This window comes from Micrococcoides hystricis, assembly GCF_042434215.1.
GTDB lineage: Bacteria > Actinomycetota > Actinomycetes > Actinomycetales > Micrococcaceae > Micrococcoides > Micrococcoides hystricis.
This window is the reverse complement of record NZ_JBHLUB010000031.1, coordinates 53,390-69,569: the sequence shown is the minus strand read 5'-3', so window position 1 is coordinate 69,569 and position 16,180 is coordinate 53,390. Positions and strand designations below refer to the sequence as shown.

Below are 16,180 nucleotides of genomic sequence, written 5' to 3'. Positions count from 1 at the left end.
GAAAAACTAAACTTGGTAGGAGACCCCGGAGGCGGCCACGGCCACCAAACCGGAGTAGGCGTTGGATGCGTCTTGGGCGGTTTTCAAGGGGTCGGTCCACACCTGCAGGTGGGTCAGCAGCAACCGTTCGGCCCCGGCAGCTTCGGCCATTTCGCCGGCGCGTTTACCCGTGAGGTGGATGCCGTCAATGCCATCGTCCCGGCCCTCCTCGAAGGCGGCCTCACACAGGAACAGATTCGCGTCCTTGGCGGCCTCAATCAACCCCGGGCAGGTATCGGTGTCACCGGAATAGGCCAGCACGGAACGTTTGCGCGGGTAGTGCCCGTCAATGGGCTCGGCGGACAGGTCCGGCTCGTCGGCTTCCACGCGGATCGCGTAGGCCTCCGGAACCGGGTGCCGCACCGGATAAACAGAAATATTGAACGGGCCGATGCGCACTTGCTGGTTCTCTTTCCAGGTGCGGAAATCGAACTCCGAGTGCATGGAGTCGCCTTCTTCCATCCCGTAGGCCTCGGCCATCCGGGTGGGGGTTTCATCGGGTCCGTAGACGGGGATGTACTTGCCCTGCCAGCCCCCTGGTTTCCAGCGGACCGCCACGTGCAGTCCGCACAGGTCCATGCAGTGATCCGGGTGCAAGTGGGACAGCAGGATCGCGTCGATGTCCTCTAGCTCCATGTAGCGCTGCAGCACGCCCATGGCCCCAGAGCCGAGGTCGAGCAGGATGCGCCACATGCGTTGACCATCAAATGCACTCACCAAGTAGCACGAGGCAGGTGAGGCCGGCCCCGGAAAGGAACCGGTGCACCCGATGACTGTGAGTTTCACGCGTTGGGCTGCCCTTCTGCGCTTGCTGTTTGCGCCACTTTAGCTTGCGCGGCCGCGATCATTTCAGGGGTGATTTGTGCGATCGTGCCGGTCGGATATCTTGCAGATACCTTATCAACATGCTCAACACCGGTGACTTCGGGCCCGAGGAAGCGCCGGGCTAAGACTTCAAAGCTCTTCGCATCCCCGGTCGCTAAGAAGCGGTGAATCGGTGGAGTTTGCGCGGATCGCATCAATCCCGAGCGCATCAACGAACGATACACGTCTTGGGCCGTCTCCGCGGCGCTGGAGACCAAATTCACATGCTCACCCATGACATAGGAAACAATACCGGTCAGTAGCGGATAGTGGGTGCAGCCCAGCACCACGGTGTCCACCTCTGCCGCCTTCAGGGGGGCCAGATACTCTTCGGCGACTTCCAGCACTTCCGGGCCGGAGGTGATCCCGGCTTCCACAAACTCCACGAAGCGCGGGCAGGCCACCGAGGTGATCTCCAGCTGCGGGGCTGCAGCAAAGGTGTCCTCGTAGGCGCGTGAGCCGATGGTGGCTGAGGTGCCGATGACCCCGATGTTGTGGTTCCGGCTGGCGGCGACCGCACGGCGTACCGCGGGCTGAATGACCTCCACCACTTCGATGCCGTATTTGGCGGTGTAGCGTTCCCGGGCATCCCGCAGCACGGCGGCTGAGGCCGAGTTGCACGCGATCACCAGCAGCTTCACCCCGGAATCGACCAGTTCGTCCATCACCCCGAGGGCGTGCGCGCGCACCTGCGAGATCGGCAGCGGACCGTAGGGTCCATGTTTGGTGTCACCGACGTACAGGATCGATTCCTGAGGCAGCTGGTCGATGATCTCCCGGGCGACGGTCAGTCCGCCCACACCGGAGTCAAACACGCCGATCGGTGCATCCGGATGCGGCGGCAGTGGGGTTCGGTTCATAGTTCTTCTTCCGGCAGGTCCACTAAGAGGGCCTCGGTCAGGGTGTCCTGCCACCACGTGAGGAAATTGTAGATCAGGGCCATATAGGACCGTGGGTCCACGGCCTGCGCCGAATCCATGATCTGGTGGATCTTGGCGGCGTCCTCTTCGTCCTTAATCTTCAGTCTCGCAGCCAAGGTCAGCCGCAGGTGGTTCAACACCCGGGCCACCAGCACCGCTTGGTCTTCATCCAAGTACAGTTCACGGCTGGCAAAGTAGATCTGCGCGGTGCGTAGATCCGCGATCTTCTGGTAGCGCAGGTTCTCTTCGTGCTTGGCACGGAACTGGGCGGCTGGACCGTTCTCGGCGTGGGCCGACGGTAGCAGGTTCTGCACTGCGGCGTCGGTGGGGGCCGGCCGGTGCATCTCAAACTCAGGCACCTGCGCGGTGCTATCCCCAAAGCTGCGGGCCAGCTCGGCGAACTCGGCCGGGTCAATCCCGGTCAGCGTGAAAAGCTGGTCGGTCATCGGATGCGCGCTGTCCCCACCAGGGGCACGCAAGTCAGCGTCTTCTTCCAAGAGGGTGACCACATCGTCACAGAGTTCTTGGAGGAGCCGGGATTCGTTGGCGTCGATCCGGGAGTGGTAGCCGTGCGGGCTGGAGATGAATTCAGTGGCCACGACGTTCAGGCACCCAGTCCTGAAGGTTCGTAGGTGGCCCACAACCCGTAGTTGTGCATGGCCGCAACATCGGCCTCCACTTTGTCTTGGTTACCGGCGGCAACCACGGCCTTGCCCTCGGTGTGGACCTGCATCATCAGGGTGTGAGCTTTCTCCTTGGAGAAGCCGAAGTAGCTGCGGAAGATGTAACTGACGTAGCTCATCAGGTTCACCGGGTCGTTCCAGACCAACACAACGAAAGGCTCCTGGTGGGCTGGACTCGTATCCTGCTGCGGGCTCGAGTCTGGGCGCACCACGGTAGCGGCGGCAGAAAAACTCATGCATCCATTCTAGGCCAAACCGGTTGAACTATTCGCTGGCTGAACAACCACGCCGGTAGAGTTAGGCACAAGACACCGCTTTTGCTCTCAACGGATGGGATTCACACGTGCGTCCAGCCAGCAACCAACCGACATCGCTCTACACCGATCACTATGAGCTGACCATGCTGCAGGCCACCCTGCACTCCGGGGCGGCCCACCGCCCGAGTGTCTTCGAGGCGTTCGCGCGCCGCCTGCCCGATGGCCGCCGCTACGGCGTGCTGGCTGGTACCGGCCGGGTGTTAGCCGGATTGGAAAAGTTCCGGTTCAATGACGACCAGCTGGACTTTTTGGCCGACACCAACGTGGTGAACACCGAGACCATCGACTATCTGGCCAACTTCAAGTTCTCCGGCAACATCTACGGTTATGCCGAGGGCGAGGTGTACTTCCCCTACTCCCCCGTGCTGATCGTCGAAGGCACCTTCGCCGAATGCTGCATCTTGGAGACCTACATCCTCTCGGTGCTGAACCACGACACCGCCATTGCCTCGGCCGCATCCCGCATGTCGCTGGCGGCCGGACAGCGTGACTGCGTCGAAATGGGTTCCCGCCGCACCCACGAAGCCTCGGCCATCGCCGCCGCCCGCGCCTCAGTCATCGGCGGCTTCAGCGCCACCTCCAACCTTGAAGCCGGCTACCGCTACGGGCTCAAGACGGTCGGCACCGCCGCCCACTCCTTCACGCTCGTGCACGACAGTGAAAAGGACGCCTTCACTGCCCAAATCGAATCCATGGGCGAAGATACTTCCCTGCTGGTAGACACCTACGATGTGGAGGCCGGGGTCCGCGCCGCCGTGGAGGTTGCCGGCCCGAAGCTCGGCGCCATCCGTCTGGACTCCGGGGACCTGGTGGAACAGGCCCACTGGGTCCGCCAGCTGCTGGACGATCTTGGCAACACCCACACTCGCATCATGGTCACCAGCGACTTGGACGAGTACGCGATCTCCTCACTGCGCTCAGCCCCGGTCGATGCCTACGGTGTCGGCACCCGGCTGGTGACCGGTTCCGGCGCGCCCACCGCCGCCATGGTGTACAAACTCGTCTCCCGGGCCGACGACAACGGCGAATACCAGTCCGTGGCCAAGGCCGCCAGCGGTAAGAAGTCCGTGGGTGGACGCAAGTTCGCCCTACGCCAACGCAACAGCCGCGGCGTGGCCGAAGCCGAACTGCTCGGGGTGGGCCAGCCGGTGGACAACGACGGAGACGATCGGAACCTGCTGCACCACTTTGTGGTCGACGGCGAGCTCGCCGACGGCTGGACCGGGCATGACGCCGTGACCGCCGCAGCGCAACGGCACACCGAATCCATCGCCGAATTGCCGCCGCACGCCAAGAAACTCCAACCCGGACAACCCGTCATCCCCACCCTGTTTATCGATCCTCACAACCGCGGCTAACAAAGGAAGACATGTCACGCGCACTCATCATTGTTGACGTCCAAAACGACTTCTGCGAGGGCGGCTCCCTCGCCGTCTCAGGTGGGGCCGCCACCGCCGAAGCCATCTCCGAGCTGCTGGCCGAAACCGACTTTGACGCGGTCGCAACCACTCGGGACTGGCACATCGACCCGGGCAACCACTTCGCCGCCGAGGGTGCAGAACCCGACTACGTGAAGACCTGGCCCGCCCACTGCGTCGCCCGCACCCCCGGTGCAGAACTCCACGAGAACCTCGAGACCGAGGACATCGACGCCGAGTTCCTCAAAGGCATGTACACCGACGGCTACTCCGGTTTTGAAGGCCGGCTCGGCTCCCCCGATGCCGTCCCATCAGGCAAGCGCGAGAACATGGGCGCCGACGACGGCTCCGCCGCCATTGCCGAGAACGCCCCGGATCTCGACGAATGGCTGCGCGCCGAAGGTATCGACGAGCTCTATGTGGCCGGCATCGCGACCGACCACTGCGTTCGCGCCACCGTCCTAGACGGGCTGGAAGCCGGCTACGAGGTCACGGTGTTGACCGATTTGATCGCCGGTGTTGATGAGACGGCCAGCGCCGAAGCTCTGGACGAGATGGCCGATGCCGGCGCGCAACTGATGGACAGCCAAGACCTCTAACGGGTCTTCGCTCGCTCTCTTCGCTAGCGGCGGCCGACGAACCAGCCCTGCAGCTTTTTCAGCCGGGCCTTGAGCTGTTCGGCGTTGGCCTGGGCCACGGCTGGGCCGCCGCACTCGGAGCGCAACCGGTTGTGGATGACCCCGTGCGGGGTCCCGGAGCGGGCCGACCACGCGGCCACGTTCTTGGCCAGTTCGTTGCGCAGCTCCTTCAGCTGCCGGTGATCCGGCACCCCGGTTGGCGCCGACTTTTGCGGCCGACGTTTCAGCTGTTCGGCCTGCTGTTGCCGCAGCAACGCGGAAACCTGGTCGGCATCCAGCAGACCCGGGATCCCCAAGAAACCGAGTTCTTCTTCCGAGCCGAGGTCGCCGCCCAAACCGAACTCGCCGCCGTCAAAGAGCACCTTGTCAAAGCTGGCGTCGGACTCCAGCGCTTGGAAGGCTTGGCGTTCCAGATCGGCCGAGGCTTTCTCTTCCCGGTTGGCCTGATTGAGTAGATCCTCTTCCAGATCCATCACATCAACGTCCACGTCGTCGGTGGGACGGTCCAGGGCGTGGTCGCGTTCCATCTCCATCTCATTGGCCAGCGCCAACAGCTGCGGCACCGAGGGCAAGAAGATGGAGGCGGTTTCGCCGCGCTTTCGCGAGCGCACAAAGCGCCCCACAGCTTGGGCGAAGAACAGCGGGGTCGAGGTCGACGTGGCGTAGACGCCCACGGCCAGCCGGGGCACGTCCACCCCTTCGGAGACCATCCGGACCGCCACCATCCACCGGGAGTCACCGGCGGAGAAGGTGTCGATCTTGTCCGATGCGGTCTTGTCGTCGGAGAGCACCACGGTCGGGCTTTCCCCCGTGATGGCCTTCAGCTGCGCCGCATAGGCTCGGGCATCCTCGTGGTCGGTGGCGATCACCAAGGCGCCGGCGTCGGGCACGTGTTTGCGCACTTCTGTCAGGCGCTGGTTGGCCGCGTGCAACACGGAAGGGATCCATTGGCCTTCCGGGTTCAGCGCGGTGCGCCACGCCTGGTTGGAAATGTCTTTGGTGGTGTCTTCACCCAGCCGGGCTGCATACTCCTCCCCGGTGGAGGTCCGCCATTTCATTTGGCCGGAGTAGGCCATGAAAATGACCGGGCGCACCACGTGGTCGCGCAGTGCCGGGCCGTATCCGTAGGAGTAGTCGGCCTTGGAACGGCGGATGCCGTCGGCATCCTCGGCGTACTCCACGAACGGGATCATCGCCGTATCGGAGCGGAAGGGTGTACCGGTCAAGGACAGTCGCCGGGCGGCCGGTTCGAACGCTTCGCGGATCGCATCTCCCCAGCTGAGCGCGTCGCCGGCGTGGTGGATCTCGTCCAAGATCACCAGCGTCGGTTCGACCTCGGCACGGTTGCGGTGCAGCAGTGGTTTGTTGGCCACCTGCGCGTAGGTGACGGCCACCCCGATGAAGTCCCGGCCGTGTTTGCCGTCGGAGTTCTTGAAGTTGGGGTCCAAGGCCAGCCCGATGCGGGCGGCCGCGTCGGCCCACTGGCGTTTCAGGTGGTCGGTGGGAGCCACCACGCAGATGCGGCGGATGAGTTTGCGTTCGACCAGCATGGCGGCCACACGCAGCGCGAAGGTTGTTTTACCTGCGCCGGGGGTCGCCACGGCGAGGAAGTCCTTGGGGTTGTTCTTGAAGTACAACTCCAGCGCTTCTTGCTGCCACTGGCGCAGCTTCGGCGCCGTACCCCAGGCCGCCCGTTCCGGGTAGGCCGGGGGCATGGAGGCACCAAGGTCAAAAAGGGTTTGTTCCTGGTGTGACACGGACGCTTATTTGCCCCGACCGAAGAAGCCGCCGAACCCCTTGCCTTTACCTTTATCGCCGTCGCCGCCACCGGGCTGCATGGATTCGTAAATCTCCTTGCATTCCGGGCAGACCGGGAACTTCTTCGGGTCCCGGCTAGGCACCCAGACCTTCCCGCACAGGGCGACCACGGCGTTACCGCCGAGGGCGGATTCCATGATCTTTTCTTTGCGCACGTAGTGGCTGAACCGTTCGTGATCGCCCGGTTCGGAGACCTGCTGTTGGGTCTGCTCGTCAACCACCGTGGCGGTGCCGCCACCGGTGCTTTCATCCGAGGAGAACGGGTCTTGGGACAGACGGGGATCGAAACTCATGGCATCTAGTCTACCTGTTCGGTGCCCACTTTTTAGAGCAGGGCCACCTGCTGATAGAGCTCCGGCAGACGCCTGTCGTAGATCCGTCCACCAATCGTGATGCCGACAATCAACACCACCGTTCCGATGATGATTCCTGCGGCCAGCCCCAGCCAACCGAAGAGTTCATTACCGGTGTCTTGTTGGATGAAATACAGCACGATCGGCACCGTGGTGGCCAGCAGGCCGGAGACCATCGAGATGATCGAGCTCAGGAACGTCTTCGCGAATCCGGCCTTCTGCGACTGGAACGGGGACTCCCCCGGTTTCGGAGTCGGGTAGATGATCAGGGTGTTGATCACCGAGGAGACACCGGTTCCGCCCAGCACACCAGCCAGCGCGATGCCCAGCGAGCCTGGCAGCAGCTCCCACGCATCCAGTGCCCACGCCATGATCAGACCGACCAAGATCAGCGGCGGCAGGGTCGCCACCAGCAGCGCCATGGCCCGGCCGGTGCGGTCAGCTTTACCGCTGACCCCGGTCAGCACGTGGAGCGACAGCGCGGTGTAGTCGTAGGAGAGCTCGGCCATCAAAGTCACACCGAGTACCACGCCGATCAGCCCCAGCGTGAAGGCCAAGGACGGCCCGCTGAAACCTGCCTCTTCCGGGATCGTCATGGTCGAGAAGTACATGACGATGGGCAGCACCGGCAGGATCAGCAGTGTGCCGGAGTAGCGTGGGTCCCGCATCCAATAGGTCAGGGAGCGAGCCATCACGGCCCCGGTCGGGGTTTGCGGCACCCGGTTGAAGAAGCCCAGACCGTGGGTCTTACCCTTGGTGGCATCGCGGGACGTCACGTTCGCAGTGGCGTGCTTGATGCCCGCCGTCCACAGCACGAAGATCAGGCCCAGCCAAGCCAAGGCCAGTACGACCTTGATGGCGGTCAGCGCCCACTGGCCGGCGGCGGCGTGCATGACAGCGCTGATCCCGAACCCGAAGGGGGTCCAGCCCAGCACTTCGGCCACGGCACCGAGCTGGTCAAAGATCGTGATGAGACCGCCGGTCAGGGTGTTGATGATCAAACCGCTACACATCAAGATGACTAGGCCGACTAGGGCGAGGATGTCGCGGCTGCGTCGTTTACCCAGCAAGTTGGAGGCCCACGCAGCGAGCATGTTGCCCAAGCTGAACGCGGAGACGGTGATCACCGGGGCCATCAGCAGACCAATGATCGCGGCCGGCACACTATGGGTGACCCACATCAGGGCCATGCCCAGGAAGAGGGCCAGGGTGATAACCACGCCCGGGGACACAATGGCGGAACCGGCGATCGCGAGCGCCAAGTTGCTCGGCTTGATCGGGTACATCGCGAACCGCGCCGGGTCCAGCGTCATGTCCACACCGGTGAGGAAGATCGGAAGCAGCGCCCACAGCACGAGCAACAGCACTGTCACCAGAGTTTGGCCGATACCTAGCCCCTCGATGGTGGTGTCCGGCACCGTGCCGAGGAAATACCCGCCAATCAGGAAACCAACGATGGCGAATAACGCACCGGTCCAGGTGATGATGGTGCTGACCATCATCATGGTCGAGCGCCGTAAGTCGTTGAGCTGGATCGCCCAACGCATTCGGATTAGTGATCCAACCATGCCAAGCCCTCCCCGCTGGAGCGGCCGCCGACCAAGTCGACGAAGCGGTCTTCCAGACTCTGTCCGCCGCGTACCTCATCGACGGTCCCGGCAGCCAGGAGCTTGCCCTGGGAGATGACGGCCACGTGGTCACACATCCGCTGGACTAAGTCCATGACGTGTGAGGAGACCACGACGGTGCCGCCGCCGGCCACATACTTGGCCAGAATGTCCCGAATGTTCGCGGCTGAGACCGGGTCCACCGCCTCGAACGGTTCATCCAGTATCAGCACCCGCGGTGAGTGAATCATGGAGGCAGCCAAGGCAACCTTCTTGGTCATACCGGCCGAGTAGTCCGCAACCACCTTGTCTTTGGCCTCGGTCAGGTCCATGACCCGCAACAAATCTTCACAACGCTGGTCAACCACATGGCGGTCCAGACCCCGCAACAATCCGGCGTAGGTGATCAGCTGCGCCCCCGTCAGCCGATCAAACAAGAACACGCCATCGGCCAGCACGCCCATGGTCGCTTTCGCCTTCAACGGATCAGCCCAGACGTCGACCCCGGCCACCATCGCACCACCGTAGGTGGGACGCAGCAGGCCGGTGAGCATCGACAACGCTGTCGTCTTACCGGCGCCGTTGGGTCCGACGAGGCCGTAGAACGAACCGCGTGGCACATCCCAGTTCAGGTTGTCCACGGCGCGGTGTTGACCAAAGTCTTGGGTCAGACCGCGCACCGAGATCGCCGCATCCGGGTTCAGCTGCCCCAGATTCAGCCCGGGCTGCACGTAGCTCTCGGCGGGAGCCCCGCCGCTCTGCTGCATACCGCGCTGTCTCTGGCCCTGCTGGTGAGCGAACTGTTGCTCGCCGTATTGCGGCGCACCATATTGCGGCGCGTTGGCGGGGTTACCAGCTGGCGGCTGGGCCGGTGGCTGTGGATGGTGCTCCTGTCCGGAGCCTTCGTGGGGGAAAGATGGGTGCGTCATGCTCCCAAGCTAACAAAGTGGTCTCGTGCCAACCTCATTCTCTGGGCCGAGTTGGCGTGAAGTTCTGCCAGCCCGCAGAATGAGCGGCATACCGCAACGGCGGGGCCGCGTATCCGCAACCCCGCCGTTGGCAGTGATAAAAATGGGAGCTTCGAGCCCCTAGAGTTCGAGCCTCTAGAACAAGACTCGGGAAAGCTTCTGCCGAGACACGTTCACCCGTGGATCATGTACCCCGACCACGGCGTAGAGTTCCACCAAATGCTTGCGGGCAGTTTCCCGGTCGTCACCGAAGTGGGTGGCGATGTAGTTCACCAGCCGTTTGAAGGCATCGTCCACGTGGCCACCGACCACATCTAGGTCCGCTACCGCAATCTGTGCCTGCACATCGTCCTGCTCGGCAGCCGCGCGTTCACGCACCTGCTGAGCGTCCATGTCGGCCACGCGCTTTAGCAGCGAGACTTGGGCGATGCCCTGTTCGGCAACCTCGTCATCAGGTTTGTTGTTCAAGGCGGCCTTGTATGCCTCCAGCGCGGCGTCATAGTCGCCAGCATCAATGGCCTCTTGGGCCCGCTGATGCTCCGGAGAAAGTTCTTCTGCCGGCTCGCCACCGCTGACCGGTGGGACGGTGCCGGTAATCCCCTGCTGGATGCAGGCTTTGAGCACCTCGCCCATGACCTGGTCCACGTGTTCCCGCGGCATGGGTCGGTCCATGATTGGTACCGGCTGACCATTCATCAGCGCGACCACCAAGGGGCCCTGCGGGACACCGAAGACCTGCAACAGCTGCGGTTCCTTGGCCAGGTCACCGACCGCGAGCAGGGCTCGACCCTGCTGCTCGTTGACAGCCTCGGCCAGTACATCGTTGATCTGGGCGGCTTCCGGTGTGGTCGAGTCCGTCAGGGACATGATGACCAGCACGCGACCGGAGAGTTGAGCGACTTGCTGGAAGTTCTCCGCGGTCAGCTCCTGCACCCAGCTGGCGCCGGCGTTGCCTGCCTCGGGCGCTGGTGCGCCAGTTGCTTGGCTGCTGGCAGCGGCAGATAAATCAACCGCTCCCTGAGTGCCCGCTGGCGTGCTTGTTTCCGTGTTTTCGTTGGTCAATGCGTGGCCTTCCTGAAAAGACGTGATGTTAAGCCTGTTTTCGACTCTAGCCCAGACGTGCCGCGCGTGTAACTTCGCTGACGCCCAAGACCTGGATCTTCTTGTTTTCCGCGTCCTTGGCCGGAATCAGCACGGTGTACTGCTCGTACTTCTGCACCGTCAGGGTCTGTTCGGTGGAGTCGGACTCAGCACCGGAGAGTTCCTTCGTCAGGTCATTCAGCTTCAGCGAGGCACCATCATCTTCCGGGGTGGACTTCATGGTGGACTTCAGCGTACCGGTGGCCAACACGGAACCGTCCTTGAGGGTGATCCCGGTCAGCGAATCAGGCTCGAAGCTGCGGGCAAAGCTCACCTTTGCATCCGGGTTGTCCTCTACCTGCTTCTTCTGGTCTTGACGGATCAGCTGAATGTAGGTGTTTTCCTTTAGATCCGAGGTCAGGTTCTTGGCCTGCTTGTCATCGGAGAGGTTCTTCGCCAGATCGGTGAACAACTTCTCTGGAGTAGCGACCAAACCGGACTGCTTGGCCGTGGCCTTACCGATCTGGGTTGGGTCGATCGGATCCAAGCTGGCTCCCGGCACCATTGGCGTCGCGGAGACCAAGCGGTAGTTGGAGCGAGCCGAACGCTGTTCGAAGAACAACAGCTGCGGAATGTCGGACTTGTCCTGATCTGCCACGATCAGCAGCTGACGTGGGAATTCCGGATCGGTGGTGCCGGCGTAGGTGCGGACGTTGGTGCCGACCGGAGCCAGCTTCGCCAAATCGCTCGCCTTAGCCCGGGCGGTGTAGTTATCTTCGCGCAGGGCCAGCGCAGGACCGGCCAGGCGGCGCTTGACTGCGGAGCTCACCTTCTGCGCCTTGTCAGCGCTTTCGAGCTTCTTGGCGGTGTCGTTCAGGATCCGCTCCACCTGGGAGTTCACCAGCTGAACACGTGGGCCCTCATTCTCGGCCCCCTCCTCACCGGTACCGGTCTCTTCACCCTCCGGTGCAGCAGATTCGGTTTCCGCCGGCGACTGAGTCTGGGTCGGAGACGGCGACTCGGTGTTCGGCGATGGGGATGCCGAGGCAGGCAGTGCACCCTGGGTCAGGCTGGCGGCCAGCACGCCGGTCACGGCGATTGCGGCAGCGCCTTCAACCCGACGACGGCGACCCTGACGCTTCGGACCAAACAACATGGCCAGGCCCAAGAGCAAGAAGACGATACCCACCAAGATCACGGCGACCGGTCCGGAGCGGTCCGGCTCGACGTGATAGTCAGTGACGAACTCGGTTGGTGCGGCAGATTTACCGTTGGTAAAGAGCAACAGGGACCAGTCCTTGTCATCTTGGTCGGCGTTGGAGAATCGGTACAGCATCGAGCCGGAGCCTTCCTGCACATCAACCCACAGATCTGAGTTGGTCGGATCCGGGACGGTGTCTTCACCGTCGACCTTCTCCACCTCGATCAACGGGGTTTTATCCTCGGACTCGGTGAGGCCCACGACGTTTTGGTGTGCGGCATCTCCCACCCAGGCTTCAACGTCCACGGTGCGGCCCATGGCCACCTTGAAGTCGCCTTCAGCCTTGATGGTTAGTTCCACGCCGTCTTCGCTGATGCCTTCGATGTTCGGCTTGATCACGGTCAAGGCGGCAGCGTCGTGAACTTTAGCCGAGGACGCAGACACAACCGTCGGCGGGGCCCACCACGTCTGCTGGCCGATGCCCAAGACGATCAGCGCCAGGCCCAGCAGCATGGCTATCGGGGAGATGATTTTTCGCACGTATTTCTCACCTAACGTTGGGGGTTATCTAGGCAATTCTAACAATTTGATAACAAATGGGCAGTTCGTGCTTGCCCGATGAGACGAATATCGCTCTCGGCACGACAGCCCGAGAAGATAGTAAAGCGTAGATTCCTGAACGTTGTCCGTAGACTTAGAGCAAAACCGCTCAACGAGTGATGCACCGACCGAGGAACTTCATGGATCAGCACACGCCCCCGCACGAGCAGCACCGCCGCGACGAGGAGGAGTCGGCGAGCGCAACTCAGCCACCGGCCTCCCCCGGCGCTGCCGAGCCCGCCGCCCCACGCGGGCGGCTGCGTCGACTTGTGCGCACCGTGACCGGGACCCTGCCCAAACCGCAACCCCGGCTGCGTTTTGACGTGCCACCGATGACGCCCGAGGACCAGCTGGTGGTCATCGAGGCCAAAGAAAACGACGAGTCCATCCTGCAGCGCCCCTTGTGGGCCGGGTTCATGGCCACCGTCGGCGTCGGTATCGCGCTGGGTGTGTTCTTCATCGTCACCTCCACCCAAGAGCTGCTGATCTGGATCCTTGCGGCCCTGTTCATCGCTTTGGGGCTAGATCCGATCGTGCGCTGGTTCGAACGCCGCGGCAAACCACGTGCCTTGGGTGTGGCCGTTGCCGTGCTCGCCCTACTGGCCATCTTCGGCGGCTTCATCGGCACCCTGATCCCGACCATCGTGGATCAGACATCCCAACTGGTCAGGAACATCCCCGGCTGGGTGGAAGACTTCATCCACTCCCCGCTCTTCCAAGATCTGGATAGCCAGTTCCAGGTCCGGGACCGCGTCCAAGAAGAAGTCAACAAGTTCTTCGCCAACCCGGAGGCCGTCACCCAGGTCTTCGGTGGGCTCTTCGGATTCGGCACGGCGATCTTCCAGTCCGGCTTCTCCGCGTTGATCATCTTCGTGCTGACCCTGTACTTCCTCTCCTCCCTGCCGACGATGAAGAGCTGGCTATACCGCCTCGGTCCTGCCTCCAACCGCGCACGGGTCCGGGCCCTGTCCGATCAGATCACCTCATCGGTCGGTAACTACGTCATGGGTCAAGCCTTCGTGGCACTGATCAACGCGATCGTGGCGTTCACCGCCATGAGCATCGCCGGTGTCCCCTACTCCGTGCTGCTGTCCTTCGTGGTGCTGCTGCTAGCCTTCATCCCGCTGGTCGGTGCGCTCACCGCCGGAGTGTTCGTCACCGTCATTGCCCTCACCGCCGGCTGGCAGACCGCCCTGATCTTCGCGGCCATCTACTTCGTCTACCTGCAGGTGGAGGCCTACTTCGTCTCCCCACGCATCATGCAGCGCGCCGTCGCGGTGCCCGGTTCGGTGGCAGTCATTGCTGTCATCGCCGGTGGTTCCCTCTTGGGCGTCTTGGGCGCGCTGATGGCGATCCCGATGGCCGCCGGTGTGATGATCCTGCTCAAGGAAGTCTGGCTGCCCCGCCAGGACGCCCGCTAAGAACTGGTCGCCTACCGGTAACGGTAGGTTCGTCCGGACCAGCAGGACGAATGCCAGTGCCGACGTTCAGCCGCGCCGTAATCTGCACCAAAAATGTGATCTTCACGCCACGCCACCAGGTGGGCCACCCCGACCGGGATCATCCGGTGACAACCGGGGCAGGTGTATTCCTTCTCGGAGGCACCGGCACGGATCTGCCGGATCTGCCACAGCCCGTCCGGGGCCTGCTCGGTGCGGTTGTACACGTCGAAGCGGGCGGGTGCTTCGGCACCATCGCGTTCGCGCTCACGACGGTTCAGCTCCGCCTTCTGCCACTTGGACAACCGAGCCGGCGTACGACGTTTCTTCTTGGCCATAGTCACCAGTGTGGCCGCAAGTAAGCCACGAGCACAAAACCGCAGGTCACAAACCCAACGCCAAAAGCCGGTAGACTCGAGGACGTGCGTTTGGTGATTGCTACTTGTTCTGTCCTGTACGAGGGCCGGCTCCGCGCTACCCTGCCGCTGGCCAAGCGACTGCTCATGGTCAAGGCGGATGGCTCGGTCTTGGTGCATTCTGACGGTGGCTCCTACAAGCCACTGAACTGGATGAGCCCACCGGCCAAGCTACGCAGTGCCGAACCCGATGCCGAACAGGCAGCCGAAGGCATCACCGAGGTCTGGACCGTCCAGAACCAAAAATCTGATGACCGGTTGACCATCAACCTCTTTGAGGTCGAACACGACTCCGACCACGAGCTCGGGGTCGACCCCGGCTTGACCAAGGACGGGGTCGAGGCCGATCTGCAACGCCTGCTGGCCGAGCAAATCACCACCTTGGGAGACGGCTACACACTGGTCAGGCGTGAGTACATGACCGCCATTGGACCGGTAGACATCCTCGCCAAGGACGCACAGAACGCAACCGTTGCCGTGGAATTGAAACGCCGCGGGGACATTGACGGGGTGGAACAACTCACCCGTTATCTGGAACTTCTCAATCGAGATCCGCTGCTAGCCCCGGTCACCGGTGTGTTCGCAGCCCAACAAATCAAACCCCAAGCCAGGGTCTTGGCCGAGGACCGCGGCATCCGCTGCGTCACCTTGGACTATGACGCCATGCGCGGCATCGACGACGTCGAGTCCCGGCTGTTCTAACACTTTTTCCTGCTACGAAAGCACAACACATGACCGACAACTCGGTATCCTCCCCTGTAGACCTCGACGGAACCGTTCAGTGGTTCAACTCTGAAAAGGGCTACGGCTTCCTCAAGCCTGCCGCCGGCGGCGAAGACGTCTTCGTCCACTACTCCAACATTGAGGTCCAAGGCTTCGCGGCCCTCACTGAAGGCCAGCAGGTCACCTACCAGCTGGGCGAAGGCCCCAAGGGACCGACCGCGACGAATGTCCGCCCAGTCTAAGCTTTAGACCCGTCTGAGCTTTAGAAACAACTGAACCCGAGCGAATCTGTTCGCTCGGGTTTGGTGTTTAACACGTCCCTAAGACGCGCGCGGCAGGCAGCCCTAGTACCGTCCGAATCCCATGATTTGGCGGGCTTCCAGCCAGGCGCTCAGGCCGGCGTAGGCGTCAAAGGTCATGCCCATCAAAAATTCGTCCTGCCGGTACTTTGCCTGCACGAGGACGTAGTCTTCGGGCAACTCTGCCGCTAGGCCCTCGGTGCCCTCACTGATCCGCAGAATATCCAGGTCTTCCCGTTTGAAGGTGTAGACCGGCATGGGGGAAATCGAGTGCAGTTTGAGCACCTCGAGTTTGCCCTGCTGGTAGCGGAAGATCCCCGGCAGCCAGTCCGGCTCCAGGGTGTCTGCGGAGATAAAGCCTTCGAATGTGCCAAAGGTGCGCCGCAATTGCATGCGGCGCACCCATTGAAGCACAATCCGGCCCGCACCGATGAGCACGATCACCGCGATGATGGCGATGATCGTGTACATCAGCACAGAACCATCAAACAACGTCTTTGTGTCTCTTTCGACGCTGTCTTACGCTGCCGGGTTATCCAGCTGCGCGTTGTCGGCCACGATCACCACGCGATCGGAATCGACGGAGAAGAACCCACCAGCAATCGTGGCTTTGATGGGTGCACCCTCGACTGGTTCTACAACCAACGGACCGTCACCGGCCAGCACAGCCAGCAGCGGGGTGTGACCCGGCAGCACGCCGATGTCGCCCTCGATGGTCCGTGCTGAGACGGACTTGGCTGCACCAGACCACACGAAGTGGTCTTCGGCCACAATTTCTACGTTGAGTTCTGCCATGG

Annotated in this window: 18 protein-coding genes; 5 read left to right on the top strand and 13 right to left on the bottom strand. The window is 62.5% G+C overall.

The annotated features are described in order from the left end of the window. Positions 1-6 precede the first annotated feature (6 nt). Genes ACFFFR_RS09490 through clpS form a run of 4 tightly spaced genes read right to left on the bottom strand, consistent with a single transcriptional unit; the run spans position 7 to position 2,742 of the window. On the bottom strand, positions 7-825 hold the full coding sequence (locus ACFFFR_RS09490; protein WP_377459898.1) for an MBL fold metallo-hydrolase: 819 nt from the start codon (positions 823-825) through the stop codon (positions 7-9). Beyond that, complete coding sequence (gene murI / locus ACFFFR_RS09485; RefSeq protein WP_377459896.1) at positions 822-1,763, bottom strand: glutamate racemase; 942 nt, start codon at positions 1,761-1,763, stop codon at positions 822-824. Before murI ends, ACFFFR_RS09490 begins: the two co-directional genes overlap by 4 nt. After that, complete coding sequence (locus tag ACFFFR_RS09480) at positions 1,760-2,422, bottom strand: DUF2017 family protein (protein ID WP_377459894.1); 663 nt, start codon at positions 2,420-2,422, stop codon at positions 1,760-1,762. The genes murI and ACFFFR_RS09480 overlap by 4 nt, the downstream gene beginning before the upstream one ends. Before the next feature lie 5 nt (positions 2,423-2,427). Beyond that, the gene (gene clpS, locus ACFFFR_RS09475; protein ID WP_377459892.1) at positions 2,428-2,742 is read right to left on the bottom strand and encodes an ATP-dependent Clp protease adapter ClpS; all 315 of its coding nucleotides are present in this window, start codon (positions 2,740-2,742) and stop codon (positions 2,428-2,430) included. A gap of 107 nt (positions 2,743-2,849) precedes the next feature. Here clpS and ACFFFR_RS09470 point away from each other — a divergent pair, with 107 nt between their 5' ends. Beyond that, positions 2,850-4,181, top strand: coding sequence for a nicotinate phosphoribosyltransferase (locus ACFFFR_RS09470; protein WP_377459890.1), 1,332 nt, complete (start codon positions 2,850-2,852; stop codon positions 4,179-4,181). 11 nt (positions 4,182-4,192) lie between these two features. Then, on the top strand, positions 4,193-4,840 hold the full coding sequence (locus ACFFFR_RS09465; RefSeq protein WP_377459888.1) for a nicotinamidase: 648 nt from the start codon (positions 4,193-4,195) through the stop codon (positions 4,838-4,840). 23 nt (positions 4,841-4,863) lie between these two features. Here the strand turns inward: ACFFFR_RS09465 and ACFFFR_RS09460 are convergent, their stop codons facing one another. From ACFFFR_RS09460 to ACFFFR_RS09435, 6 genes are all read right to left on the bottom strand, one after another. Beyond that, positions 4,864-6,594 (bottom strand): DEAD/DEAH box helicase, encoded by a 1,731-nt coding sequence (locus tag ACFFFR_RS09460; RefSeq protein WP_377460172.1) that lies wholly within the window; start codon positions 6,592-6,594, stop codon positions 4,864-4,866. A gap of 48 nt (positions 6,595-6,642) precedes the next feature. Further along, positions 6,643-6,990, bottom strand: a complete 348-nt coding sequence (locus tag ACFFFR_RS09455) for a DUF3039 domain-containing protein (RefSeq protein ID WP_377459886.1) — start codon at positions 6,988-6,990, stop codon at positions 6,643-6,645. 32 nt (positions 6,991-7,022) lie between these two features. After that, positions 7,023-8,597: a hypothetical protein gene (locus ACFFFR_RS09450; RefSeq protein WP_377459884.1), complete on the bottom strand. Its 1,575-nt coding sequence runs from the start codon at positions 8,595-8,597 to the stop codon at positions 7,023-7,025. 5 nt (positions 8,598-8,602) lie between these two features. Next, positions 8,603-9,586: an ABC transporter ATP-binding protein gene (locus ACFFFR_RS09445; protein WP_377459882.1), complete on the bottom strand. Its 984-nt coding sequence runs from the start codon at positions 9,584-9,586 to the stop codon at positions 8,603-8,605. Positions 9,587-9,760: 174 nt separating this feature from the next. Continuing rightward, complete coding sequence (locus ACFFFR_RS09440) at positions 9,761-10,687, bottom strand: co-chaperone YbbN (RefSeq protein ID WP_377459880.1); 927 nt, start codon at positions 10,685-10,687, stop codon at positions 9,761-9,763. A gap of 46 nt (positions 10,688-10,733) precedes the next feature. Beyond that, positions 10,734-12,446, bottom strand: coding sequence for a hypothetical protein (locus ACFFFR_RS09435; protein ID WP_377459879.1), 1,713 nt, complete (start codon positions 12,444-12,446; stop codon positions 10,734-10,736). Positions 12,447-12,646: 200 nt separating this feature from the next. On the opposite strand from ACFFFR_RS09435, the gene ACFFFR_RS09430 reads away from it, so the two are divergent. Continuing rightward, positions 12,647-13,927: an AI-2E family transporter gene (locus tag ACFFFR_RS09430; RefSeq protein ID WP_377459878.1), complete on the top strand. Its 1,281-nt coding sequence runs from the start codon at positions 12,647-12,649 to the stop codon at positions 13,925-13,927. 11 nt (positions 13,928-13,938) lie between these two features. On the opposite strand, the gene ACFFFR_RS09425 is transcribed toward ACFFFR_RS09430, so the two are convergent. Continuing rightward, positions 13,939-14,283, bottom strand: a complete 345-nt coding sequence (locus ACFFFR_RS09425) for an Rv1322 family protein (RefSeq protein ID WP_377459876.1) — start codon at positions 14,281-14,283, stop codon at positions 13,939-13,941. An 84-nt stretch (positions 14,284-14,367) separates the two neighbouring features. Here ACFFFR_RS09425 and nucS point away from each other — a divergent pair, with 84 nt between their 5' ends. After that, positions 14,368-15,063 (top strand): endonuclease NucS, encoded by a 696-nt coding sequence (nucS, locus tag ACFFFR_RS09420; RefSeq protein WP_377459874.1) that lies wholly within the window; start codon positions 14,368-14,370, stop codon positions 15,061-15,063. 29 nt (positions 15,064-15,092) lie between these two features. After that, positions 15,093-15,326, top strand: coding sequence for a cold-shock protein (locus ACFFFR_RS09415; protein ID WP_377459872.1), 234 nt, complete (start codon positions 15,093-15,095; stop codon positions 15,324-15,326). 102 nt (positions 15,327-15,428) lie between these two features. On the opposite strand, the gene ACFFFR_RS09410 is transcribed toward ACFFFR_RS09415, so the two are convergent. Further along, entirely contained in the window at positions 15,429-15,875 is a 447-nt protein-coding gene (locus ACFFFR_RS09410) for a DUF2550 family protein (protein WP_377459870.1), read from the bottom strand. 27 nt (positions 15,876-15,902) lie between these two features. Next, positions 15,903-16,178, bottom strand: a complete 276-nt coding sequence (locus tag ACFFFR_RS09405) for a F0F1 ATP synthase subunit epsilon (RefSeq protein ID WP_377459868.1) — start codon at positions 16,176-16,178, stop codon at positions 15,903-15,905. Positions 16,179-16,180: the final 2 nt, after the last annotated feature.